Source organism: Nocardia brasiliensis IFM 10847, from assembly GCF_000710915.1.
GTDB classification, from domain to species: Bacteria; Actinomycetota; Actinomycetes; order Mycobacteriales; family Mycobacteriaceae; genus Nocardia; species Nocardia brasiliensis_A.
Genome location: NZ_BAUA01000025.1, coordinates 1 through 22,960, shown reverse-complemented (window position 1 = coordinate 22,960; position 22,960 = coordinate 1). Strand labels below are relative to the sequence as shown.

Below are 22,960 nucleotides of genomic sequence, written 5' to 3'. Positions count from 1 at the left end.
TCCTATGGCCCTCAGCGCAACCCTGCACAACTTCACCGTCCAGCTGGCCGACGTCGACCGCGACGTCTACCAGGAACTGGACCTGCGGTTGGCGCGGCATCCGTCCGAAACCGCGGAGTTCATGCTGACCAGGCTGCTGGCCTACTGCCTCGAATACCAGGAGGGCATCGCGTTCAGCGACGGTGGCGTGTCCTCCACCGACGAACCGGCGGTACTGGTGCGCGACCTCACCGGCCGCCTCCTCGCCTGGATCGAGGTCGGCGCACCGGACGCAGAACGGCTGCACCGCGGCAGCAAGGCGGCCGAACGCACCGCGGTCTACACCCACCGCGATCCGGCGAAGGTGCTCGCACAGCTCGCCGGAAAACGCATCCATCGCGCCGCGGAGATCCCGCTGTACAGCTTCGACCGGGATTTCATCGACACGGCCGTAGCCGTCGTCGAACGCCGCAATACCGTCACCCTGTCGGTCACCGAACGCTCGCTCTACCTCGACCTCAACGGCACCGGATTCAGCACGGCGGTCGAGGAGCACACCATCGGGCAGCCCTAGCGCCGCCTTGCCCGATAAGCGGCCACCGCGTTGCGGTTGCCGCACGCGGTACTGCAGTAGCGCCGGGATCGATTGCGGGACAGATCGAGCACGATGCCCTCGCACGCGCTGTCGGCACAGAGCGAAAGCCTGCTCAGTTCGTCGGAGCGGATCAGGTCGATCATCGCCATCGCGGTCTCGACGGCGATGCGCACGGGCAGCGGCGCGTCCGGCGAGACGGCGTGGATGTGATAGTCGAACCCGTCGTGGCGGACCAGTTGCGGCGTCGCCCGATGCTTGGCGAGGGTCTCGTTGACCAACCGCACCGCGGTGTCCCGATCGCTGGTCAGCAGCTTGCGCAGCGGGGCGCGTTGCGCGCGCACCGCCGCGAGCTCGGCGGCGTCGCCGGTCCGCACGCCGGTATACACGTGCCGCACGAAAAACTCTTCCAGCTGGGCGATTTCGGTCAGCGTATCGGGTTCTTCGGCCGAATTGACCAGCTCGACCGCGGCCAGCAGCGACGCCTCGGTGTCATGAGCAAAAGTCATGTTGACATGTTACACACACCACCTTAGCGTCATTACCCATGACGACCATTGCTCATGACAGTGCCGTTCCGCGACGTTTGCGATCCGGGCTGCTGTTCGCGCTGCTGTCCGCGTCGTCGTTCGGCCTCTCCGGCTCCCTGGCGCGCGGGTTGATGAACGCCGGATGGAGCGCCGCGTCGGTGGTGGCGGTCCGGGTGCTCATCGCCGCCGCCGTATTGCTGCCGATCGCCCTCGTCCAGCTGCGCGGCGACTGGCAGCTGTTGCGCCGCAACGCATCCCTGATCATCGCCTACGGGCTGCTGGCCGTTGCGGGCACACAGCTGGCCTACTTCAACGCGGTCGCCGAGATGGAGGTCGGGGTGGCGCTGCTCATCGAGTACACCGCCCCGATCGCGGTGGTCGGCTGGCTCTGGCTGCGCCATCGGCAACGTCCCGGCGTCGCCACCGTCGCGGGCGGCCTGCTCGGCATCGCAGGCCTCGCACTCGTGATCGACCTGCGGTCCGGGCTGTCCACCAGTTGGGTCGGCATCGCCTGGGCCCTGGCCGCCATGATCGGCGCTGCCGCGTACTTCCTGCTCTCCGCCCAGGGCGAGGGCACGCTGCCGGGCACCGTCTTGGCGGCAGGCGCGCTGCTCATCGGCGGGCTCACGCTGCTCGCCGCGGGCGCGATCGGGCTCGTCCCACTGCACGCCACCACGAATCCCGTTGTGTTCCAGGACTTCACCGCCTCCCCCTGGCCCGTGCTGCTGATTCTGGGCACGGTGACCGCGGCCCTGGCCTACGTCTCCGGCATCGTCGCCACCCGCCTGCTCGGCTCCCGGCTGGCCTCGTTCGTCGCTTTGTTCGAGGTGCTCGCCGCGCTGGCCTTCGCCTGGGCGCTGCTCGGCGAGACGCCCCGGGCGATCCAATTGCTCGGCGGCGTCCTGATTCTCACCGGCGTGGTGGTCGTGCGGCGCGGCGAACTGGCCGATGCGGCCCGCACCCCGGCCGTCGACGCCACATGGAGCGAGGTCGCGGCGGAACATCACTGATCCGAAAGCCGGGATCACCCATCGGTGATCCCGGCCGGCCCGTCAGGAGACGGTGCAATTCTTCTGTGCGTCGGTGCGCACCTTGCGACCGGTGAACTCCTCGAGAATCGAGATGTTCTCCGGGGCATAGTTCTTCGCGGTGATCTTGTCCGCATCCGGACTGCCGAGTTTGCCGGTGTAGGGCGCGGACTTCTCCAACCAGTAAGCAGTGCGTAGGAATTGGGTCAGCACCAGCTCACGAACCTTGGGCTCGTTCTTGATCTTCGCCCAGTAGTCCGGGTGCTTGTCCTTGGCGACGCGCAGGTACAGCAGCAGGTACCGCAGATTGGTCGCGGCGATGTCGCGGGCATTGCTCGCCCCGACCCCCTTGATGTACTCCTGCACCACAGTGACCGCGGGCAGACCGGTCAGCCCCGCGTTCAACTCGGCGAGCACGCCTTGCAGGCGATAGTCGCCCTGCTGGCGGTCCCGCAGGTAGATGCCGTCCATGTCGTCGCTGAGCTTGTCCTTGATCAGCGGCAGGATCTCCTTGCGCGGGAAGCCGCCGTGCAGCGGAATGTTCAGCATCTGCTGGGTGGCGTTGACCCACGACGCGGTGCGCACATCCCACACGGTGCGCGCACCGTCCAGATCCCACATGTGGGTCTCCTCGTGGATCGCCACCATCATCGATTCCGCGAACGCCTCGAAACTGCTGGTGTCCACGAACTGATTCCAGTACTTGTCCTTGGCCTGGGCGATCGCGAGTTTCTCCCCGCTCGGCCAGCGCCGCTGATACATGGCCTGCAGCGTCGGCATCCAATTGGACCGATTGAAGCGAGCTTTCAGGTCGCTGATATCGGCCTGCGGCTGCGACGGCTCCTCGTAACAGTAAGGCGCGGCCGGGGCAGATTCGGGAAGACTGGACAGGGGCGTCGCGACGGCCAGCGAACCGGGTCCGAGGGCGAGGACGAGGCAGGCGGCGACGATGGGCACAGAAAGTTTGCGGTTCACAGGGACCCCACTTCAGAGGAGCCGCGCGGCGGGCGCGACGGCGGCGGGATACAGCGCGAACGGCCGGCACGGCTGCGCGGCAATGGATTTGCCGTTTCACACGGTGTGGGGAGCCGATTCGCGCTGCGGCGAGGTCACTCGAGCTCGAATGTAATCGAGACAATATGTCGCGCAAACGAAGCAGTCGACGGCGCGACTCACCCGGCCGCGACCCGCGCGCCCGACAGAAGTGAACTTGATTATGAAATACCCTGTGCGGCACTGGAACTGAGACGTAGCGGGACGAGGAGTGGCGTGTCCCCACTCCTCCCCAGTTCGCCCGCACCGGCGCAGCGATCGCTGCGCACGCTTCGATCAGTAAGCGATGAACAGGATCTCGTCGCGCGAGTACTCGTGCCCCGGATGATTCGCGGCGAGGTGGGCCTGTGTCTTCTCGACGAGGTCGTCCTCGTCCACGCCGACGATCGCCTCGCCACAGGGGCAGTTCAGATTCCGCTTCATGAGCTGTCCTTCCTTTTCGAAACGAAGTCTAGGCGCTCGACGCGATCATTCCCGTAAAAGGTCGATGACCTTGGTTTCGTTGAGCTCGCCGTGACCCGCCTCGACGAGCCGCACGAACAGGTCGTGGGCGGCGTGCCCCAGCGCGGCGGGCGCGTGCACGGCCTCGGCCAGTTCCACCCCGATGCGGGTGTCCTTCGAGCGCAGCGCGGCCGTGAACGCGATATCGCGGTCGTGCACGCCGTCCAGCATCAGCCGGCTGACCCGCGTCACCGTCGGACTGGCCGCAACGCTCAGGGCGAGAGTGTCGACCACGGCCGTCAGGTCGAGTCCGCTGAGTTCGGCGATCCGCAGCACCTCCGCGGTCGCGGCGATCTGCACGGAGCCCAACAGGTTCTGCACCAGCTTGTACGCGGTGCCGGCGCCGACATCACCGAAATGAACGATGCTGCCGCACAGCGGTTCCAGCAGCGGACGCACCGCGTCGAGATCCGCGGGCGCGGCCCCGACCAGCAGCCGCAAGTCGCCGGCCGCGGCGGCCGTGGGCAGTCCGGTGACCGGTGAGTCGATGTACCGGAACCCCTGGGCCGCGGCCTGTTTCGCGAGGTCGAGCACCCAGGGCCGGGACAGGGTCGAGCACTCGATCGCGAATCGGCCGGGCGCGCCCGACGCCGCGAGCGCGCCGTCCGCGCCGAGCCACACCGCGCGCGAGGCGGCGTCGTCGGCGACCATCGCGAAGACTGCGTCGGCCTGCTCGGCCGCCGCACCCGGTGTCTGTGCCCGGACCGCGCCCGCGGCCACCAGGTCCGCGACCTTCTCCGGCGATCTGTTGAACACCGCGACGTCGTGCCCGGCGGCGATCAACCGCGCCGCCATCCCCGTGCCCATCCGGCCGGTCCCCAGAAAAGCAATCTTCGCCATTGCCGCGACCCTACCTGCACAGGATCTCCACGAAGTGCGCTGCCGAACTCCACACCGGCTGTTTAGGTTTGCCGGAACAACGGGTGCGCCGCCGAGGGGGCGCGCTCGACGAGATGGAGGTCGCCAGGGTGGATGTGCACGAGTTCTCACGGTGGACAAGCGAATTCGAGGCGAAGGCGGCGGCCAGGGCCGCGCTCGGCGATCCGGAATGGGCGAGTGGAGCCCGGCTGCATCCGGCCGTCGCGCGCAGTGTGCAGCGCTTCCAGGTCGGCGAGAGCGGCGACGGCGCGAATCTCATCGCCAAGGCCGAGCGCGCGGGCGATCCGGAGTACGCCGCGGCGGTACGACTGTTCATCGCCGAGGAGATCGACCACGCGCGGCTGCTTGGCCTGTTGCTGCGGGCAGGCGGCTGGCGGACCATCGGAAGCCATTGGAGCGACCTGGTTTTCGTGCGACTGCGCCGGATGCTCGGGCTGCGGCTGGAACTGACCGTGCTGATGGTCGCGGAGATCGTCGCGCTGCGCTATTACCGCGCGTTGCGCGACGGCACCGACGATCGGCTGACCACGCAGGTCGCCGGATTGATCCTGAACGACGAACTCCGGCACGTACCGTTCCACTGCCAGCGCCTGCGGGTCGCGTTCGCCACCACCACGCCCGGCGCGCGACGGGTGATCGTGGCGCTGTGGTGGCTGTTCCTGGCCGGCTCGACGGTGGTGGTCGCCGCGGACCACGGACCCGCGCTGGCCCGGCTCGGCGTCGGCCGCATCGAATTCGTGCGCGACGTCCTGCGACTGTTCGGCGCCATCGCGCCCACCGCCCTGCCGGCACGACCGCAACCGGCCGTGGTCGGCGGCTGAATCGCACTCCGTACGCGAGGGCATGGAATCGAGTGCCGCGGCGTTGCACTTGGTGGGTTGAGCGAGCGTGGCGTCTTGTAGTGACTTGCGTCATGGTGCCGAGCGGCAGCACGCGGCGTAGTTTCGTTAATTAGCGAAATAACGAAGGACGGTGCGCGTGCTGGACGAATGCAAGGCGCTGGCGAACGAGACCCGGCTGCGGGTGCTGGAGTGGCTCAAGGAGCCGGACGTGCACTTCCCCGGGCGGGCCTGCGACACCGCCGAGCTCGGCGTCTGCGCGGGCCTGATCCAGCAGAAGGCCGGCACCTCGGCCTCGACCATCTCGACGCACCTGGCGATCCTGCAGCGCGCGGGGTTCGTCACCGGCACCCGGCGCGGTCAATGGATCTACTACCGCCGCGACGACGCCCGCATCCGGGCCTTCACCGCACAACTGCAGCGCGTTCTCTGATCTCGAAAGGCGGCGTCCCATGCCCATCGCCCTGTCCATCCTCGACCTGGCATCGATCGCGCCCGGCCAGACCGCGCGCGACAGCTTCGCCAACAGTGTCGCGCTGGCGCAGGCCGCCGAGCGCAGCGGGTACCGCCGCGTCTGGTACGCCGAGCACCACAACATGGGATCCATCGCGTCGAGCGCGACCAGCGTGCTCATCGGCCATGTCGCCGAGCACACCGCGACCATCCGGCTCGGCGCGGGCGGCATCATGCTGCCCAACCATTCCCCGCTGGTGATCGCCGAACAGTTCGGCACGCTGGAGACGCTGTTCCCCGGCCGGATCGATCTCGGACTGGGCCGCGCGCCCGGCAGCGATCAGAAGACGATGTACGCGCTGCGCCGCGATCCGGCATCGGCCGACTCCTTCCCGCAGGACGTGCTGGAGCTGCAGGGCTACCTGACCGGAAACACCCGGGTACCAGGCGTGCGCGCCGTGCCGCGCGCGGAAAGTGTTGTGCCGCTGTACATCCTGGGATCGTCGCTGTTCGGCGCACAGCTCGCCGGGCAGCTCGGCCTGCCGTACGCGTTCGCGTCGCACTTCGCGCCCGACGCGCTGCACCAGGCGGTCTCGGTCTACCGCGACGTGTTCCGGCCGTCCGAACAGCTGGCCGAGCCGTACGTGATGGCCGGGGTCAACGTGTTCGCCGCCGCGGACGCCGAGGACGCGACGGAGCAGAAGACCGTCGCCTACCGGGCGCGCGCCCGGATGATGATCAAACGGGGCGCGGCGGGCGCCGAGTTCTCCGACGCGGACATCGACGCGTTCCTGGCCTCGCCCAACGGCGGGCAACTCACCGCGATGACGAAGTACACCGCGGTCGGCACGCCCGCCGAGGTCCGGGCCTACCTGGACGATTTCGCCGCGTCCATCGACGCCGACGAACTCATCACCGCCCATCACGCCACGGGCATCGCCGACCGGGTGCGCTCGGTAGAGCTGACCGCGGCCGCCATGGCCGATGCGCAGACGGTCGGCTGACGGGAATTCACCCACGCACAACGACTCTGGCCGGCACCCCCGCGACAGGGGCACCGGCCAGAACTCGTTCGACCGCGGTTACTGCGTGGCAGCCGCCCGCTTCGGCAGCTTCCAGCCCGGACGGGGGAAGTGGCAGGTGTAGCCGTTCGGGTACTTCTGCAAGTAGTCCTGGTGGTCGGCCTCGGCCTCCCAGAACTCGCTCGCCGGGGTCACCTCGGTGACGACCTTGCCCGGCCACAGGCCCGAGGCGTCGACGTCAGCGATGGTGTCCAGCGCGACCCGCTTCTGCTCGTCGTCCAGATAGAAGATCGCCGAGCGGTAGCTGCTGCCGATGTCGTTGCCCTGCCGGTCCTTGGTCGTCGGATCGTGGATCTGGAAGAGGAACTCCAGCAACGCCCGGTAGTCGGTCTGCGCCGGGTCGTAGACGATCTCCACGGCCTCCGCGTGACCGGGGTGATTGCGATAGGTCGGGTGGTCGTTGCTGCCGCCGGTGTAGCCGACGCGCGTCGACAACACCCCCGGCTGCCTGCGGATCAATTCCTGCATGCCCCAGAAGCAGCCGCCGGCCAGAATCGCCTTTCGCGTGTCGCTCACGCGTCCTCCTTCGTGAAAAGTGCCTTGTACTGTCCATACCCTTGCGCCTCGAGGTCGTCGAGGTGGATGAACCGCAGTGCCGCCGAGTTGATGCAGTACCGGAGGCCGCCCGCGGCGCGCGGGCCGTCCTTGAACACGTGCCCGAGATGGCTGTCGCCATGCGCCGAACGTGCCTCGGTCCGGATCATCAGATGGCTGAAGTCCCGCTTCTCGACCACGTTCGCGGCGTCGATCGGCTTGGTGAAGCTCGGCCAGCCGGAGCCGCTGTCGAACTTGTCGACCGACGCGAACAGCGGCTCGCCCGACACCACGTCCACGTAGATCCCCGGCTCGTGGTTGTCCCAGTACTCGCCGGTGAACGCGCGCTCGGTCCCGTTCTCCTGGGTGACGTGGTACTGCTCCGGCGACAGCGCGGAGACCGCCGCAGGGTTCCGGTTGTATTCCTGTGCCACATGACCTCCTCATATCGGCTTCCCGTACAACGAACGGTCCGATCCGGAAAGTCCCCGCTCAGCCGGGCGTCACACTTCGGTCATTATTCGCCGGAACACGGCCGCGCGACAGCCCTGGTACCCGATCGACGTGCGCACTCAGAGCAATCCGGGGAAAACCGCGCGGCCAAGACTGGAATCGTTCATACTTATGAACGTATCCATAACTTCGGGGTGTCTCGTGCGCGAGACCGGCAGCCCGAGGCATCGCGAAAGGAATATCCGTGCCCGAAGAACACCCGCCCATCGCCGAGGCGAACACGGAACCCGCCGCAGGCGGTTGCCCCGTGGCCGGTCGCCTCAAGTACCCGACCGAGGGCGGTGGCAACCGTGACTGGTGGCCGAACCAGCTCAACCTGAAGATCCTGCAGAAGAACCCGGCCGTCGCCAACCCGATGGACCCGGACTTCGACTACGCCGCGGAGTTCGCGACCCTCGACCTGGCCGAGGTGAAGCGCGATATCGAAGCGGTGATGACCACCTCGCAGGACTGGTGGCCGGCCGATTTCGGGCACTACGGGCCGTTCTTCATCCGGATGGCCTGGCACTCGGCGGGCACCTACCGGGTCAGCGACGGACGCGGCGGCGCGGGCGCGGGCATGCAGCGGTTCGCGCCGCTGAACAGCTGGCCGGACAACGCGAGCCTGGACAAGGCCCGCCGCCTGCTGTGGCCGGTGAAGAAGAAGTACGGCAAGAAGCTCTCGTGGGCGGATCTGATCGTCTACGCCGGCAACGTCGCACTGGAGTCGATGGGCTTCCAGACCTTCGGGTTCGGCGGCGGCCGGGTCGATCAGTGGGAGCCGGAGGAGGACGTCTACTGGGGCCCGGAGCAGACCTGGCTCGGCGGCGACGGCCGCTACAGCGGTAATCGCGATCTCGAAAAGCCACTGGCCGCAGTGCAAATGGGTCTGATCTACGTGAATCCGGAAGGCCCCAACGGTAATCCGGATCCGCTCGCGGCCGCCATCGATATCCGCGAGACCTTCGCCCGCATGGCGATGAACGACATCGAGACCGCGGCACTGATCGTCGGTGGGCACACCTTCGGCAAGGCGCACGGCGCGGGCCCGGCCGATCACGTCGGCCCCGAGCCCGAAGCCGCGCCGCTGGAAGAGCAGGGCCTCGGCTGGAAGAGCTCGTTCGGCACCGGTGCGGGCAAGGACGCGATCACCAGTGGTCTCGAGGTCACCTGGACGCCGACCCCGATCGCGTGGGACAACAGCTTCCTGGAGACGCTCTACGGCTACGAGTGGGAGTTGACCAAGAGCCCGGCGGGCGCGCACCAGTGGATTCCCAAGGACGGCGGCGGCGCGGGCCTGGTGCCCGACGCGCACGATCCGGCCAAGACCCAGCAGCCCGGCATGCTGACCACGGACCTCTCGATGCGCTTCGACCCGAGCTACGAGCGGATCACCCGCCGCTGGCTCGAACACCCCGAGGAACTGGCGCAGGAGTTCGCCAAGGCCTGGTTCAAGCTCACCCACCGTGACATGGGACCGGTCGTGCGCTACCTCGGTCCGCTGGTGCCGCAGGAGACGCTGCTGTGGCAGGACCCGATTCCGGCCGTCACCCACGACCTGATCGGCGCGGCCGATATCGCCGCGCTCAAGAGCCAGATCCTTGCCTCGGGTCTGACTGTCGCACAGCTCGTTTCGACCGCCTGGTCGGCGGCGGCGTCGTTCCGCGGCAGCGACAAGCGCGGCGGTGCGAACGGCGGACGCATCCGGCTGCAGCCGCAACGTGGCTGGGAGGTCAACGAACCCGATCAGCTCACGCTGGTGCTGCCGGTGCTCGAGGGCATCCAGGAGTCGTTCAACGCGGCTCAGACCGGCAACACCCGGGTGTCGTTCGCCGACCTGGTGGTGCTGGCCGGTTCGGCGGCGGTCGAGCAGGCCGCCAAGAGCGCGGGCTTCGAGCTCGAGGTGCCGTTCACACCGGGACGCACCGACGCCACGCAGGAGCAGACCGACGTGGAGTCCTTCGCCGCGATGGAACCCGCGGCCGACGGCTTCCGCAACTACCTGGGCAAAGGCAATCGGTTGCCCGCCGAGTACCTGCTCGTCGATCGGGCGAACCTGCTGACCCTCAGCGCGCCCGAGATGACGGTCCTCGTGGGCGGACTGCGCGTGCTCGGCGCGAACCACGGACAGTCCGCGGCGGGTGTGTTCACCGCGAACCCGGGTGTGCTGAGCAACGATTTCTTCGTGAACCTGCTCGACATGGGCACCCGGTGGGCGCCGGCGGGCGACGAGGGCAGCTACGACGGCACCGATCGCGACAGCGGCGCGGTGCGCTGGACCGGCAGCCGGGTCGATCTGGTCTTCGGCTCGAACTCGCAGCTGCGTGCGCTCGCCGAGGTCTACGCCACCGACGACGCGAACGAGAAGTTCGCGCGGGACTTCATCGCCGCCTGGGTGAAGGTGATGAACCTGGATCGCTTCGAGCTGGTCTGACCTGGTGCGCTGACCGGCACACCGGTCCGCGACCACTCCCCCGCAGCCCCGCACGCCGACCCGGTGTGCGGGGCTGCGGCGTGGTGGAACCTCAGAGACCTTCGTCGACCGGGTATCGGATGGCAACCGCGGCTCGGTCGCCCAGGCCGTAGTTCATCACGAGATCGTCGGCGACCTGGATCAGCACGTCGCGCCCCTCGACCGCGGCGACCAGATCCATCGGCAGCCGCGACAACCCGTGCACAGCGCCGATCAGATTGCCCGCGACCGCGCCGGTGGAGTCGGAGTCGCCGGAGTGGTTGACCGAGAGCAGCAGTGCCGCACGCGGATCGCCCGTCTTGGCCGCATGCAGCGCGCAGTAGACCGCGATCGCCAGACATTCCTCCGCGATCCAGCCCGCGCCCACGGTTTCGAGTTGTTCGGCGGTGGCCGGAGTTTCGGCCGCCTCGATGGCGCGTTCCAGGGCGCCAACGGTTTCGGTGGCCGCCGGGAACTCGGCCAACTGAGCGATGGTCTGCTGCAGGGCGATCGGCAATTCGATACCGCTCACCACCCGATCGACCAGCGCCGCGAACGCACCCGCGGCGAAGTAGCCGGTGGGATGGCCGTGGGTCAGCTGTGCCGCCTGGGCGGCGAGCGAAAACGCACGCTCGGAACCCATTCCGGCCAGGCCGAACGGCGCGGAGCGCATCACCGTGCCGCACCCCTTCGACTCGGGATTCACCGGGCCGGGCTCACCCAGCGGACTCGGCGCGATGTACCCGCGGGCCTGCTTGCCCAGCCCGGACATGCACGCGTTCCCCGGTGCACGCACCGCGTACAGGAACGGCAGGCTCGCCAGCCAGCCGTCGGGCTGCGCCGTCGGCTCCTCCTGTCGCTGCGTCTGCAACCAGCGCAGGTAGGACCGGCGCAGCGCGGGCAACGCGTCCACACCCGGCGTCGCGCGCAGCAGTCCCTCCGCGGTGAACAACGTCATCTGGGTGTCGTCGGTGATCTGCTGCGCCTCGTCCTGGACATACGCGGGCAGGAATCCGGTCACGCCGTCGGGGCCGTGCTGTGCACGGATCTGTTCGAGCCGCAGGAATTCGATGGGCCAGCCGAGCGCGTCACCGACGGCGCCGCCCAGTAACGAGCCGCGCACCCGATCGAAGATCGTCGCGTAATCCCCCACCACAGTCCCTCCCGATCCGGATGAACATGCCCGCCACCACTGTTCGACGGATCATACCCAGTGGTGTTTCACCGTGTGCCGGGCTCGGCGAATCCGCCGGTCAGCGCGGGTCCACCCCGGAGAAGTCGCGACGGGCGCCGTGGTTGCGGTCGGCACAGCTGCCGAGGGCGTGGTCGGGATGCAGCCCGAAATATTGCCGACGGGTACGGGTGCTCCAGCTGCGGGCGGCGGCCGAGCGGGTCTTGTAGAAGTTCAGCGTGTAACCGCCCGTGTAGAGGCGCAGCAGCATGTACCCGCCCGGATACTCCTTCACCGCAGCGACTTCGAGGAATTCGACGCCGGTCCCGGCATCCGGGCGGTTCACCCGGTTGCGATGCGTGTGGCCGCTGTGCTGCAGGAACACTCCGGGTGCGGCACGGTAGACGGCCTGCAGCGCACCCGCATCGGTACGGTCGAGCACGAATCCCGGGCCGCCCGGATTGCTCACCGCCGCATGCGAAGTCACCGGGTGGTGGCCGAAAATCACGGTGGGGCAGTCCGGGTCGGCGGACAGGATGTCGCGAAGCCGATCGAGTTGCGGAGCGGCGATGGTGCCACCGGACCCGCGCAACCGGGTGGTGTCCAGCCCGATCAGGCGCAGGCCGTCCAGCCGATACTCGACCAGCTGCTGACGGGCGTGAAACACGGTGCCCCAGTGATCGGTTCGTACCCCGCGCTGCTCCTGCGGCTTGTCGTGGTTGCCCCGGCAGACGAAGTAGTCCGAACCGAGCACACCCCAGGAATCCAATCGGGCCCGGACTCCCCGCGACTGGTCGAGAGTGCCGCTGTCGGTGAGGTCACCAGCCAGGATCAGGTGGTCGGCCGCACGGTCGGACCTGCGCACGTCGTCGAGCAGAGCATCGAGCATGACCTCCGGATAGCGGCCGGTGTCGTGGCGCAGGCCGGTGGGCAACCCGCTGAGCACGAGACCGCTGACCTGCTCGCCGTAGTGCACGTCGTTGGCCAGCGCGAGGGTGCGCAGCAGCCGCCCCGGGGGCGGTGGCGCGGTCGTGAAAACACCGGTGGATTCCGGGGTTCCGGATCGGCGGGTCACCAGCGTCCGAGCCGGCCCGGCGCGGTGGCCGTTCGAGTACGCCTCGAAGCGGTAGCCGCGCCCCGGCTCCAGCCCGGTCACCTCGGCGTAGTGATAAGGAGTCGGCGTCGGGTCCAGAAAGTGGGTGCGCGCCGCGGCGCGCCCGTCGACCGGGGCCAGGCGCACCTCGGTATCGGCGGGGACGGGGCGCAGCCGACCGGCGCCGTCGCGCGTCCGCGTGGTCCAGGTGAGGATCACCGAGTCTGCGGTGACCGTCACCACCTCCAGGTCCGACGCGATGATCGAATCTCGATGCGTGCGTATCGAATCCGTGCGCCGGGCGGCGGGCCGCAGATAGATCGGGGTCCGCGCGGACACCGTGGCCGCGCCGACCGCCACATTCGCCAGCCAGGCGGTCCGAAGTCGCGGGTCGAGCATGGGGATCTCCGTCCGCTGTGCACCGGTTACAGCCGAACGGTATAACCGCGAGTTGAACGTCCCGGACTGCGCAGTTGACGAGTCAGCCTCCAGTACTTGGCCATTCGACACGCACAGCGATTGACATGCGGTCGAGCCTGGTTTAGTGTCCTAGCTCACATCAATTGGAAACTTTCCTAATAGTTTATCCGGGCGTCGCCGCCTGATCCGGAATGGGGTGTATCGCGTGACCTATCCTCGACACCCACTCGCGGGGACGCCGAGCCTGCTGCGCGCGATCAACGACCGCGCCGCCCTGGAGTTGCTGCTCGACAACGGCCCGCTCTCACGCACCCAGATCGGCACGCTGACCGGGTTGTCCAAGCCGACAGCGTCCCAGTTGCTCGGCCGCCTGGAGGCCGCGGGACTGGTCGTGCCGGTGGGTACCGCGGCAGGGGGTCCGGGCCCGAACGCACAGCTCTACCAAGTGAATCCGGCCGCAGGATATGTGGCGGGGGTCGACGTCACCAACACGTCGATCCGCCTGGCGGTCGCCGACATCACCGGCGCCACCCTGGCCGAGCACGAGGTCAGCACCAAGGGCTGGCAGGCCGCGCAGACGCTCACCAAGGTGGCCGAGGCCGTTGCCGAGACGATCGGACTGGCCGGACTCGCCGCGGGCGCGGTGCGCGAGGTGGTGATCGGGATCGGCGGCGCGCTCGACCCCGCCACCGGCAAGCTGCGCTACGCCACCCACCTGCCGGGCTGGCACTCCCCCAGGCTCGTCGCCGAACTGGAAGCCGCGATCGGCACGACGGTCTCGATCGAGAACGACGTGAATCTCGCGGCCATGGCCGAACAGGCCCACGGCGCGGCCCAGGGGTGCGAGGATTTCGCGCTGCTCTGGACCGGCGAGGGCGTCGGCGCGGCGATCGTGATCGCCGGTCGGCTGCATCGCGGTTTCCACAGCGGCGCAGGCGAAGTCGGCTACATGCCGCTGCCCGGCGCACCGGTGGTGCACGATGTCCGCCGGAAGAACTCGGGCGGATTCCAGAAACTCGCCGGGGCGCCCGGAGTCCTGGCGCTCGCCCGCCGACACGGACTCACGGCGCCGACCGCCGCACTGGTCGTAGCCGAGGCGCTGGAGACACCGGACGCCGGCGACGCCTTCTTGCGCGAGCTCGCCGACCGGCTCGCACTCGGTCTCGCCAGCATCGTCTCGGTCGTCGACCCCGAGGTCCTGATCCTGGCCGGTGCGATGCCGAGCGCGGGCGGCGAACGGTTGCGCGCACTCGTACAGGACGCACTCGACGAACTCACCATGCCGCGCACCGAGGTGCGCGCCAGCACCGTGCCGGGCTCGCCGGTGCTGCACGGAGCGCTCCAGCGCGCCTTGGCCACTACGAGAGACGCCGTCTTCTCGACTCATTGATCGACGCCAGGAGTACCGTCACATGCGCAGAACAACACTCGCAGCGCTCACCGCATGCACCACCGTCGCCCTGTTGGTCAGCGCCTGCACCGGCACCGATTCCGGTGGCGGGGACGATGGTTCGGCCGAGGGCAAGGATGTGAGCATCACCTTCTGGCACGGCTGGAGCCAGGACAACGAGGTGCAGGCCATCGAGGCCAACGTCGCCGCGTTCGAGAAACTGCACCCCAACATCGACGTGAAGGTGGTCGGCAACATCGCCGACGACAAGAGCGAACAGGCGCTGCGGGCGGGCGGCCCGGAGGCGCCGGATGTGGTGTCCTCCTTCACCACCGACCAGGTCGGAAAGTTCTGTTCGGCGAAGGTGTGGGCCGACCTCACGCCGTTCTTGCGCAAGGACGGCATCGACCCCGCGGCCACCTTCCCGGCGACGATGCTGGAATACACCCGGTTCCAGGGCAATCAGTGCGCGCTGCCGCTGCTCGGCGACACCTACGGCCTGTTCTACAACAAGACCGCGTTCGCCGCCGCCGGGATCACCGCACCGCCCAAGACATTCAGCGAGTTCGAGGCCGCCGCCGTGAAATTGACCATCCCCGAAGGAGATACCTTCCGGCAGCTCGGCTTCATGCCGAACTATCACGGCTACGAGACCTCGGTGATGCACTACCTGGGCCAGTACGGCGCGGACTATTTCGGCCCCGACGGCAAGTCCAATATCGCCACCGATCCCAGGGTGGCCGCGATGTTCGAGTGGCAGAAGCGGATGATCGCGGCGCTCGGCGGCTTCGACAAGCTGGAGAAGTACCGCACCGGGTTCGGTGACGAGTTCAGCGCCAACAACCCCTTCCACACCGGTCAGGTGGCGATGTCCTTCGACGGCGAGTGGCGTACCGCCTCGCTCGCCGTCGACCCGGTGAGTTTCGAGTGGGCCACCGCGCCGTTCCCGGTCCCCGACGATCAAGCCGCCACCTACGGGCGCGGCTATCAGACCGGCACCATCATCGGCGTCGCCAATTCCAGCCGAAAGCAATCCGCCGCATGGCAATTGGTCAAGTTCCTGACCACGGACACGGACGCGGTGGTCGACTTCGCCAACGCCATCCACAACGTGCCCAGTACCCTTGCCGCGCTCAGCTCGCCCCGGCTGAAGGTCGACGCCAACTTCCAGACCTTCCTCGATATCGCGAAACACCCGCATTCGTCCACCACCCCGTCGAGCATCAACGGTGGCGCGTACCAGCTTTCGCTGCGCAACTTCGGTTACGAGTACGAGGCGGGCAAACAGCCCGACCTGCGCGCGGGCTTGACCGCCACCGCGAAGGAGATCGACGAGGCGATCGACCAGGCGAAGTGACCGGGCGATGGCACTCCGGCAACGGACCGTCCCCGCGGCGCTGAAACGCAAGCGCCGCAGGGACACTGTCCGCACCCTCGCGTTCCTGTCCCCCGCGTTGATCGGCTTCTGCTGCTTCTTCGCCTACCCGCTGCTGTCCACGGTCTACTTCTCGTTCATGCGGTACGACGGCTTCGCCGCGCCGACCTTCGCGGGCCTGAAGAACTGGAACTACGTCCTGGACAAGTACCCGTACTTCTGGAAGGGGCTCGGCAACACGCTGTGGCTGATCGTGGTGATGGTCTCGCTGCGCGTCGTTTTCGGGCTCGGGATCGGCCTGCTGGTCACCAAGCTCAAGACCGGAGCGGGGCTGCTGCGGACGGTGCTCTACCTGCCGTATCTGGCGCCGCCGGTGGCCGCGACGATGGCGTTCGCGTTTCTGCTCAACCCCGGCACCGGACCGGTCAACCACCTGCTCGGCAGTATCGGCCTGCCGCAACCGGGTTGGTTCACCGATCCCACCTGGTCCAAGCCCGCGTTGACCATGCTCGCGCTGTGGGGCATCGGCGATCTGATGGTCATCTTCACCGCCGCGCTGCTCGACGTCTCCCGCGAGCAGTACGAGGCGGCGGAACTGGACGGCGCGGGGCCGTGGCACCGATTCCGGTACGTCACCCTGCCCAACATCACGCCGATCATCCTGTTCGCGGTGGTGACCGGGGTGATCCAGACCATGCAGTACTACACCCAGGCGATCGTCGCCGGGAAGGTGGCCAGCGGCAAGATCGGCAGTGCGGGTGAGCCGTTCGAGCCCGGCTACCCGCACGGCTCCACCTGGACGCTGCCGCAGATGGTCTACAACCTGGGGTTCCAGCGCTTCGATATCGGCTCGGCGTGTGTGGTCGCGGTGATCCTGTTCGGCCTGTCGATGGCCTTCACCTCGCTGCTGCTGCGGCGCAGATCCGGCTTCCTGCAGGAGGACTGAGCGATGACCATGACCACGACGCTGCCGGCGCCCGTGCGCGCCGATCCGATCGAGACCAGGGGCGCACGGCGCAAAGGCGTCTTGAACTGGGTGGCGCTGCACTCGCTCGCGATCGCCGTCGCGCTGCTGTTCATCCTGCCGTTCGTGTTCGTCTTCCTCACCTCGGTGATGACGGATCGGCAGGCCCTCACCTCGGAGCTGTGGCCCGCGCAATGGCAGTGGCGCAACTACGTCGAGGTGTGGCAGACGCCCGGCTTCCTCGGCTGGTGGCGCAATACGCTGCTGTACGCCGGGGCGGGCACCGCGCTGACCCTGCTGTCGAGCATTCCGGCGGCCTACGCGCTCGCGAAATTCCGGTTCCGCGGCCGCAATCTGGCGTTGATGGCGGTCGTCTCGATGATGATGCTGCCCCCGCAGGTCACCGTCATCCCGATGTATCTGGTGTGGTCCAAGCAGTTTCATCTCACCGGCTCGCTGTGGCCGCTGATCATTCCGCTGGCCTTCGGCGAGGCGTTCTCGATATTCCTGCTGCGCCAGTTCCTGCTGACCATTCCCGACGACTATCTCGAGGCCGCGCGCATCGACGGCTGCGGCGAACTACGCATTCTGTTGCGTATCGTGCTGCCGATGGCGCGACCCGCCATCGCGGCGGTCACGCTGTTCCAGTTCTTCTATTGCTGGAACGACTATTTCGGTCCGCAGATCTATGCCAGCGAGAACCCCGGCGCGTGGACTCTCAGCTATGGACTGGAGTCCTTCAAGGCCGCACACCACACCAATTGGAATCTCACCATGGCCGCCACCGTACTGGTGATGGCGCCGGTGATCATCATCTTCTTCTTCGCGCAGAAGGCTTTCATCGAAGGCGTGACACTGACAGGGGTGAAAGGCTGATGCCCGCACTGAAATTGGCCGTCGTCGGCGGCGGTTCCACCTACACACCCGAGCTGATCGACGGGTTCGCGCGACTGCGCGACACCCTGCCGATCGACGAGATAGTGCTGATCGACCCGGCGGCGCAACGGCTGGCGTTGATCGCCGGCCTGGCCCGCCGGATGTTCGAGAAGCAGGGCAATCCGGTCCGGGTATCCACCGCATCGTCGGTCGCGGCAGGCGCCGACGGCGCCGATGCCGTGCTGGTGCAGTTGCGCGTGGGCGGACAGGCCGCGCGCAACGACGACGAGACCTGGCCGCTCGAATGCGGTTGTGTCGGACAGGAAACCACCGGCGCGGGCGGTCTGGCCAAGGCGCTGCGCACGGTCCCGGTGGTACTCGAACTCGCCGAACAGATTCGCCGGGCCAACCCGGACGCCTGGATCATCGATTTCACCAACCCGGTCGGGATCGTCACCCGGGCGTTGCAGACCGCCGGGCACAAGGCGGTCGGCCTGTGCAACGTGGCCATCGATTTCCAGCGAAAGTTCGCCCGGCACTTGGGCGTCGAGCCGGAGCTGGTCCGGCTCGACCACGTCGGTCTCAATCACCTCACCTGGGAGCGCGGCGTCACCGTGCTCGACGGTCCCGACGCGGCAACAGGTTACGAGGCGCTACCCAAGCTGCTCGCCGATTTCGGCGCCGAGATCGCGGCCGATACCCGGCTGCCGGTCGAGCTGCTGCGGCACCTCGGCGTCGTTCCGTCGTACTACCTGCGGTACTTCTATCAGCACGACACGGTCGTCGAGGAGTTGCGTGCGAAGGGTTCCCGGGCCGCCGAGGTGGCCGAGCTGGAACGGCAGTTGCTCACCATGTACGGCGACCCGACATTGGACACCAAACCCGAACTGCTCGGAAAACGCGGTGGCGCTTTCTATTCCGAGGCGGCGGTGCAGCTGATCGCCGCGCTGCTGGGTACCGGCGCGGGCGCGGGCGTGCAGGTGGTCAACACCCGCAACAGCGGCACTCTGCCGTCGCTGCCCGACGACGCGGTGATCGAGGTGCCCGCGCGGGTGGACGCGGCGGGCGTGCGTCCATTGCCGCAGCCGCCGCTCGACCCGCGCTTCGGCGGACTGATCGCGCACGTCACCGCGTACGAACAACTGGCGTTGCGGGCCGCCGTCGAAGGCGGGCGCGAACTCGTCTTCGACGCACTGCTGGCCCATCCGCTGGTCGGCCAGTTCGAACTGGCCGAGCAGCTCACCGACCGGCTGATCGCGCACAACCGCGCGCACCTGAGCTGGGCGTGACCATGCCGACCAACACCGTGCACTGCTGGCGGGGGAAGCGTTTGATGAAACTCCCACAGAACGAGCAGGTTCCGGGCGTCCTCGCGATCGACGCGGGCAACAGCAAGACCGACGTCGCCCTGGTCGCGCTCGACGGAACGGTCCTCGCCGCAGCACGCGGCGGCGGCTATCAGCCCTATCGGGACGGGGCCGAGCAGGCGATCGCGGGGCTCACCCCGCTGGTCGACGCGGTGGCCGAACAGGCCGGGCTCTCCCGCGCGCGGGTGCTCACCACTCGGGTGAGCGCCTGCATGGCCAATGTCGATCTGCCGATCGAGGAGCGGCGCTTCCACGCCGCCATCGCGGGCAGGCCGTGGGGGCTCTCGGTGGGCGTCGCCAACGACACCTTCGGCCTGCTGCGGGCCGGTACCGACGGCCCGTGCGGCGTCGCGGTGGTCTGCGGCGCCGGAATCAATTGTGCCGGACTGCGTCCGGACGGCCGGACGGCGCGCTTCCCGGCGCTCGGCGTGCTCACCGGAGACTGGGGTGGCGGTGGCGGAATGGCCGCCGCCGCAATGTGGTACGCCGCGCGGGCCGAGGACGGCCGGGGCGAGCCGACGGCGCTGTCCGCCGCCATCGGCGCGTACTTCGGGATGACCGGGGCCAACGCGGTCGCCGAGGCGATCCACCTCGGCCAGTTGGCCGAACACCGGCTGCACGAGTTGGTCCGGGTGCTGTTCACCACCGCAGAAGCGGGGGATCCGACCGCGCTGCGGCTGATCGATCGGCAAGCCGACGAGATCACCCGCCTCGCGCTCGTCGCCCTGCGCAAGCTCGAACTGCTCGACGAGCCGACCCCCGTGGTGCTCGGCGGCGGTGTGCTGGCCGCGCGGCAGCCGTTGTTGATCGACAACGTCCGGGCTCGGCTGGCCGCCGCCGCACCGCTGGCGGAACCTCGAATCGTGGTCGCCCCACCGGTTCTCGGCGCGGCGCTGCTCGGGCTGGACCATCTCGCGGCGAGCCCGGCGGCGCAGCGGCGGCTCCGCGCTGCGTATCCGGCTGCGCAGGAGCCGCCGGAGGGCCGGTCCGGGTTCGCCAGCGAGATGGGTCAGTTGGCCTGAGCCGTTACCGGCCGATCTGCAGATCGACGCAGGAGTAGAAAGCGTTCGGAGTATCGGCGATATTCCATACGCTGCGCAGCTTCTGCTTACCGGTGAAACTGCCGAGATTCACGGTGTGCGTTTCGGTCGCACCCGGCGGCCGATTGTTGCCGCTGATGTCGGCGACCTTGGTGTTCCCGATCCAGTACTCGTAGTTCGTGGTCCGGTGCCGGGCGGTGAAGGTCCAGGTGAAGGTCACCGTGCTGCCGACCTGGTGGACCTTCCACGGCTTGCTGTCGTCGTCGAGGTCGGCCCAGCGCCGGTCGCCGGCGCTGCAATTGCGCTGCCCCTTGGGGCCCTCGACGCTCTGCGGCTCCCATTTGATGGGGCCGCAGGGCAATTGGTTCTGCGCGCACTGCGCCTGCCGGCTGGCCGGGGAGGAAATATAGCCGTGCGCGTTGGCGGGCCCTGCGGGCAGCACGGCGACGACGAACGGTGCCAGACCTGCCGCCGTGACGATGGACAGCATTCTTCTGTTGAACATGGGTGACTCCCTGTGCCCGGAATGGGCAATAGTCGGCCGAATATTCGGCTCGATGCGGTAGGTATTCGAACCTTAAAGCGCCGTCATATAATTGGTCGAGTGCACAGGAGTGGGGAGACAACTGGGGACCCCGAATAACGAAATAGACTCGAGCCGAACGGTATTCGCCGCGTTTCCGCCGAAGATCATTTTCGTTTCATTGCTCATTATGCAATAGCGAATTTCGATCTTCCGGCGCCCGGAATAGATCGCGATGTCGCAAGGTTCGTCGTAGGGAAGTCCACCGACCGAAAGGATCCCCGATGGCGAAGATGACCAGCGATGAACGCGAGAAGTTCCTGGCCGAGTTGCACGTGGGGGTGATCGCGATCGAACGCGCCGATCGCGCGCCGCTGGCGGTGCCGATCTGGTACGGGTACGAGCCGGGCGGCGAGGTGAAGATCTGGACCGACAACGGCTCGGTGAAGGAGCGCCTGATCCGGGCCGCGGGGCGGTTCTCGCTGACCGCGCAGGTGGAGCAGCCGCCGTACCGGTACGTCACCGTGGAGGGCACGGTGACCAGCATCGAGCGCGCCACCGCGGACGACGTGCTGGCCATCGCCGTGCGCTATCTCGGCCCCGACGAGGGCAAGGCCTTCGCCGAGCAGTACCTCTCCGAATCCTCGCTGCTGGTCAGCCTGCGCCCGGAGAAGTGGCTGAGCACGGACTACTCCAAGGAGTAGCGAATCCCGCGGCCACCACATGAGCCGTCGCTATGTCAATCAACTGTCCCGGTGTGTGCGCATGTCCGGGCAGTTGATTGACAGCAAATGTCGCAACTGCCAACGTATCCAGGGACCGCGAGGTCCTGATCCGGTGGGCCCCGGCGTTGTCGAGCGGAGCGTGCTGATGGGTTTTCTCGAGCCCGACCTGCCAGTGGTCGATCTGCCGGAATGGCGTAAAGGCACACGCGGCGAACGGATTCGGCCGATGGCCCGGCATTGGGCCGAAGTGGGTTTCGGCACTCCGGTCGCACTGCATCTTTTCTACGTCGGCAAGATTTTCCTCTACATCCTCGGCGGCTGGCTGGTCGTGCTGACCACCGCGGGCATCGACGGATTCACCGCAGTGGGCGACTGGTGGTCGGAGCCGATCGTCTTCCAGAAGGTGGTGCTCTACACCCTCTTGTTCGAGGTGGTCGGGCTCGGTTGCGGGTTCGGGCCGCTGAACAACAGGTTCTTCCCGCCCCTCGGCTCGATCCTGTATTGGTTGCGGCCCAAGACGATTCGGCTGCCACCCTGGCCCGGCAAGGTGCCGTTGACCAAGGGCACCGATCGCACGATCATCGACATCGCGCTGTATGCGGCACTGCTGGTGGCGGTTTCGGTCGCGCTGTGCTCCGACGGCACCGGACCGGTGCCGGAGTTGAGCACCTCCGTCGGGTTGCTGCCCGGATGGGAGATCGCGGTGATCCTCGGACTGCTCGTCGCAATCGGGTTGCGCGACAAGGTGATATTCCTGGCGGCCCGCGGCGAGGTGTACGGGACACTGACGGTCACCTTCCTCTTCACGGCCGCCGATCCGATCGTCGCCGCGAAGGTGGTTTTCGTGGTGATCTGGATGGGCGCCGCGACCTCGAAGCTGAACAAGCACTTCCCGTTCGTGGTGTCCACGATGATGTCGAACAGCCCGGTGTTCCGGCGCAAATCGCTCAAACGCAGGTTCTTCGAGAACTTCCCTGACGATCTGCGGCCCGGCCGCCTCTCCCGGCTGTTCGCGCACGGCGGCACCGTCGTCGAGATGGGTGTGCCGGTCGTGCTGTTCTTTTCGCACGGCGGTCCGGTGACGGTGGTGGCCGCGATCCTCATGATCGGCTTCCACCTGGCCATCCTGACGGCAGTGCCGATGGGAGTGCCGCTGGAGTGGAACGTCTTCATGATCTTCGGGGTGCTGGTGCTGTTCGTGGCGCACGCCGATCTCGGCCTGGCCGCGCTCACCCAGCCGGTGCCGGTGGCCGTGCTGTTCGTGGTGACCGCGGGCATCGTCGTCGCCGGAAATCTGTTCCCGCGCAAGATTTCCTTCCTGCCCGGCATGCGGTACTACGCGGGCAACTGGGATACCACGATGTGGTGCGTCAAGCCGTCCGCGGCGGCGAAGATCAGCCGGCACGTCGTCGCGATCGCCAGCATGCCGCAGGCTCAACTGGAACGGTTCTACGGAAAGGACCGCGCGGAGGTCCCGATGTACATGGGATATGCCTTCCGCGCCATGAACACCCACGGACGCGCGCTGTTCACGCTGGTGCACCGGGCGATGCCCGCGGGACACGAGGACGACTACGTCCTCACCGACGGCGAACGCATCTG

At 67.7% G+C, this 22,960-nt stretch carries 23 protein-coding genes; 14 read left to right on the top strand and 9 right to left on the bottom strand.

Annotated features, from left to right (window positions below; all coding sequences use genetic code 11):
* Window positions 1-4 precede the first annotated feature (4 nt).
* On the top strand, window positions 5-553 hold the full coding sequence (locus NBRGI_RS05330; protein WP_029893122.1) for a YaeQ family protein: 549 nt from the start codon (window positions 5-7) through the stop codon (window positions 551-553).
* On the opposite strand, the gene NBRGI_RS05325 is transcribed toward NBRGI_RS05330, so the two are convergent.
* Window positions 550-1,080: a CGNR zinc finger domain-containing protein gene (locus tag NBRGI_RS05325; RefSeq protein ID WP_029893121.1), complete on the bottom strand. Its 531-nt coding sequence runs from the start codon at window positions 1,078-1,080 to the stop codon at window positions 550-552. The two genes, NBRGI_RS05330 and NBRGI_RS05325, sit on opposite strands and share 4 nt — an antisense overlap.
* Before the next feature lie 38 nt (window positions 1,081-1,118).
* Here NBRGI_RS05325 and NBRGI_RS05320 point away from each other — a divergent pair, with 38 nt between their 5' ends.
* A complete protein-coding gene (locus NBRGI_RS05320; RefSeq protein ID WP_051727514.1) occupies window positions 1,119-2,111 on the top strand; it encodes an EamA family transporter in 993 nt (330 codons plus the stop codon).
* 42 nt (window positions 2,112-2,153) lie between these two features.
* Here NBRGI_RS05320 and NBRGI_RS05315 read toward each other — a convergent pair whose 3' ends face one another.
* From NBRGI_RS05315 to NBRGI_RS05305, 3 genes are all read right to left on the bottom strand, one after another.
* Entirely contained in the window at window positions 2,154-3,086 is a 933-nt protein-coding gene (locus NBRGI_RS05315) for a hypothetical protein (RefSeq protein WP_235210861.1), read from the bottom strand.
* 372 nt (window positions 3,087-3,458) lie between these two features.
* Window positions 3,459-3,605: a hypothetical protein gene (locus NBRGI_RS45840; RefSeq protein WP_014983729.1), complete on the bottom strand. Its 147-nt coding sequence runs from the start codon at window positions 3,603-3,605 to the stop codon at window positions 3,459-3,461.
* Between the two features lie 45 nt (window positions 3,606-3,650).
* Window positions 3,651-4,523 carry an NAD(P)-dependent oxidoreductase gene (locus NBRGI_RS05305; protein WP_029893118.1) on the bottom strand — a complete coding sequence of 291 codons (873 nt, stop codon included), beginning with the start codon at window positions 4,521-4,523 and terminating at the stop codon, window positions 3,651-3,653.
* An 83-nt stretch (window positions 4,524-4,606) separates the two neighbouring features.
* Here NBRGI_RS05305 and NBRGI_RS05300 point away from each other — a divergent pair, with 83 nt between their 5' ends.
* The 3 genes from NBRGI_RS05300 to NBRGI_RS05290 all read left to right on the top strand — a co-directional run bounded on the left by NBRGI_RS05300 (window position 4,607) and on the right by NBRGI_RS05290 (window position 6,858).
* A complete protein-coding gene (locus NBRGI_RS05300; protein ID WP_235210860.1) occupies window positions 4,607-5,383 on the top strand; it encodes a ferritin-like domain-containing protein in 777 nt (258 codons plus the stop codon).
* A gap of 157 nt (window positions 5,384-5,540) precedes the next feature.
* A complete protein-coding gene (locus NBRGI_RS05295; RefSeq protein ID WP_226887405.1) occupies window positions 5,541-5,834 on the top strand; it encodes an ArsR/SmtB family transcription factor in 294 nt (97 codons plus the stop codon).
* A gap of 19 nt (window positions 5,835-5,853) precedes the next feature.
* Window positions 5,854-6,858 (top strand): LLM class flavin-dependent oxidoreductase, encoded by a 1,005-nt coding sequence (locus NBRGI_RS05290; RefSeq protein WP_029893115.1) that lies wholly within the window; start codon window positions 5,854-5,856, stop codon window positions 6,856-6,858.
* A 78-nt stretch (window positions 6,859-6,936) separates the two neighbouring features.
* On the opposite strand, the gene msrA is transcribed toward NBRGI_RS05290, so the two are convergent.
* Window positions 6,937-7,452 carry a peptide-methionine (S)-S-oxide reductase MsrA gene (gene msrA, locus NBRGI_RS05285; RefSeq protein WP_029893114.1) on the bottom strand — a complete coding sequence of 172 codons (516 nt, stop codon included), beginning with the start codon at window positions 7,450-7,452 and terminating at the stop codon, window positions 6,937-6,939.
* Window positions 7,449-7,904, bottom strand: a complete 456-nt coding sequence (gene msrB, locus NBRGI_RS05280; protein WP_014983723.1) for a peptide-methionine (R)-S-oxide reductase MsrB — start codon at window positions 7,902-7,904, stop codon at window positions 7,449-7,451. Before msrB ends, msrA begins: the two co-directional genes overlap by 4 nt.
* Before the next feature lie 263 nt (window positions 7,905-8,167).
* On the opposite strand from msrB, the gene katG reads away from it, so the two are divergent.
* Window positions 8,168-10,396 carry a catalase/peroxidase HPI gene (gene katG / locus NBRGI_RS05275; RefSeq protein WP_029893113.1) on the top strand — a complete coding sequence of 743 codons (2,229 nt, stop codon included), beginning with the start codon at window positions 8,168-8,170 and terminating at the stop codon, window positions 10,394-10,396.
* Between the two features lie 91 nt (window positions 10,397-10,487).
* Here katG and NBRGI_RS05270 read toward each other — a convergent pair whose 3' ends face one another.
* Window positions 10,488-11,570, bottom strand: a complete 1,083-nt coding sequence (locus NBRGI_RS05270; RefSeq protein ID WP_235210859.1) for an ADP-ribosylglycohydrolase family protein — start codon at window positions 11,568-11,570, stop codon at window positions 10,488-10,490.
* 97 nt (window positions 11,571-11,667) lie between these two features.
* Window positions 11,668-13,077, bottom strand: coding sequence for a metallophosphoesterase (locus NBRGI_RS05265; RefSeq protein WP_029893111.1), 1,410 nt, complete (start codon window positions 13,075-13,077; stop codon window positions 11,668-11,670).
* A gap of 226 nt (window positions 13,078-13,303) precedes the next feature.
* On the opposite strand from NBRGI_RS05265, the gene NBRGI_RS05260 reads away from it, so the two are divergent.
* Genes NBRGI_RS05260 through NBRGI_RS05235 form a run of 6 tightly spaced genes read left to right on the top strand, consistent with a single transcriptional unit; the run spans window position 13,304 to window position 20,092 of the window.
* Window positions 13,304-14,488, top strand: a complete 1,185-nt coding sequence (locus tag NBRGI_RS05260) for an ROK family transcriptional regulator (protein WP_036557581.1) — start codon at window positions 13,304-13,306, stop codon at window positions 14,486-14,488.
* A 22-nt stretch (window positions 14,489-14,510) separates the two neighbouring features.
* Window positions 14,511-15,845, top strand: a complete 1,335-nt coding sequence (locus NBRGI_RS05255; protein ID WP_029893109.1) for an extracellular solute-binding protein — start codon at window positions 14,511-14,513, stop codon at window positions 15,843-15,845.
* Window positions 15,846-15,852: 7 nt separating this feature from the next.
* Entirely contained in the window at window positions 15,853-16,809 is a 957-nt protein-coding gene (locus NBRGI_RS05250; RefSeq protein WP_029893108.1) for a carbohydrate ABC transporter permease, read from the top strand.
* A 3-nt stretch (window positions 16,810-16,812) separates the two neighbouring features.
* Window positions 16,813-17,703, top strand: coding sequence for a carbohydrate ABC transporter permease (locus NBRGI_RS05245; protein ID WP_029893107.1), 891 nt, complete (start codon window positions 16,813-16,815; stop codon window positions 17,701-17,703).
* Window positions 17,703-18,992, top strand: a complete 1,290-nt coding sequence (locus NBRGI_RS05240; protein ID WP_200882125.1) for a 6-phospho-beta-glucosidase — start codon at window positions 17,703-17,705, stop codon at window positions 18,990-18,992. The genes NBRGI_RS05245 and NBRGI_RS05240 overlap by 1 nt, the downstream gene beginning before the upstream one ends.
* A gap of 44 nt (window positions 18,993-19,036) precedes the next feature.
* Window positions 19,037-20,092, top strand: coding sequence for an N-acetylglucosamine kinase (locus NBRGI_RS05235; protein WP_051727518.1), 1,056 nt, complete (start codon window positions 19,037-19,039; stop codon window positions 20,090-20,092).
* Window positions 20,093-20,096: 4 nt separating this feature from the next.
* Here NBRGI_RS05235 and NBRGI_RS05230 read toward each other — a convergent pair whose 3' ends face one another.
* Window positions 20,097-20,615 (bottom strand): lytic polysaccharide monooxygenase auxiliary activity family 9 protein, encoded by a 519-nt coding sequence (locus NBRGI_RS05230; RefSeq protein WP_029893104.1) that lies wholly within the window; start codon window positions 20,613-20,615, stop codon window positions 20,097-20,099.
* Window positions 20,616-20,917: 302 nt separating this feature from the next.
* Between NBRGI_RS05230 and NBRGI_RS05225 the strand changes: the two genes are divergently transcribed.
* Together NBRGI_RS05225 and NBRGI_RS05220 are read left to right on the top strand one after the other, a co-directional pair.
* Window positions 20,918-21,337 carry a pyridoxamine 5'-phosphate oxidase family protein gene (locus NBRGI_RS05225; RefSeq protein ID WP_029893103.1) on the top strand — a complete coding sequence of 140 codons (420 nt, stop codon included), beginning with the start codon at window positions 20,918-20,920 and terminating at the stop codon, window positions 21,335-21,337.
* 166 nt (window positions 21,338-21,503) lie between these two features.
* On the top strand, window positions 21,504-22,960 hold a 1,457-nt coding region (locus tag NBRGI_RS05220), incomplete at its 3' end, for a DUF3556 domain-containing protein (protein ID WP_029893102.1).

Coding starts and splice junctions, on each gene's coding strand:
- NBRGI_RS05330 (WP_029893122.1), top strand. CDS start 5: ATGGCCCTCAGCGCAACCCTGCACAACTTCACCGTCCAGCTGGCCGAC.
- NBRGI_RS05325 (WP_029893121.1), bottom strand. CDS start 1,080: ATGACTTTTGCTCATGACACCGAGGCGTCGCTGCTGGCCGCGGTCGAG.
- NBRGI_RS05320 (WP_051727514.1), top strand. CDS start 1,119: ATGACGACCATTGCTCATGACAGTGCCGTTCCGCGACGTTTGCGATCC.
- NBRGI_RS45840 (WP_014983729.1), bottom strand. CDS start 3,605: ATGAAGCGGAATCTGAACTGCCCCTGTGGCGAGGCGATCGTCGGCGTG.
- NBRGI_RS05305 (WP_029893118.1), bottom strand. CDS start 4,523: ATGGCGAAGATTGCTTTTCTGGGGACCGGCCGGATGGGCACGGGGATG.
- NBRGI_RS05290 (WP_029893115.1), top strand. CDS start 5,854: ATGCCCATCGCCCTGTCCATCCTCGACCTGGCATCGATCGCGCCCGGC.
- NBRGI_RS05265 (WP_029893111.1), bottom strand. CDS start 13,077: ATGCTCGACCCGCGACTTCGGACCGCCTGGCTGGCGAATGTGGCGGTC.
- NBRGI_RS05255 (WP_029893109.1), top strand. CDS start 14,511: ATGCGCAGAACAACACTCGCAGCGCTCACCGCATGCACCACCGTCGCC.
- NBRGI_RS05250 (WP_029893108.1), top strand. CDS start 15,853: ATGGCACTCCGGCAACGGACCGTCCCCGCGGCGCTGAAACGCAAGCGC.
- NBRGI_RS05245 (WP_029893107.1), top strand. CDS start 16,813: ATGACCATGACCACGACGCTGCCGGCGCCCGTGCGCGCCGATCCGATC.
- NBRGI_RS05240 (WP_200882125.1), top strand. CDS start 17,703: ATGCCCGCACTGAAATTGGCCGTCGTCGGCGGCGGTTCCACCTACACA.
- NBRGI_RS05235 (WP_051727518.1), top strand. CDS start 19,037: ATGAAACTCCCACAGAACGAGCAGGTTCCGGGCGTCCTCGCGATCGAC.
- NBRGI_RS05230 (WP_029893104.1), bottom strand. CDS start 20,615: ATGTTCAACAGAAGAATGCTGTCCATCGTCACGGCGGCAGGTCTGGCA.
- NBRGI_RS05225 (WP_029893103.1), top strand. CDS start 20,918: ATGGCGAAGATGACCAGCGATGAACGCGAGAAGTTCCTGGCCGAGTTG.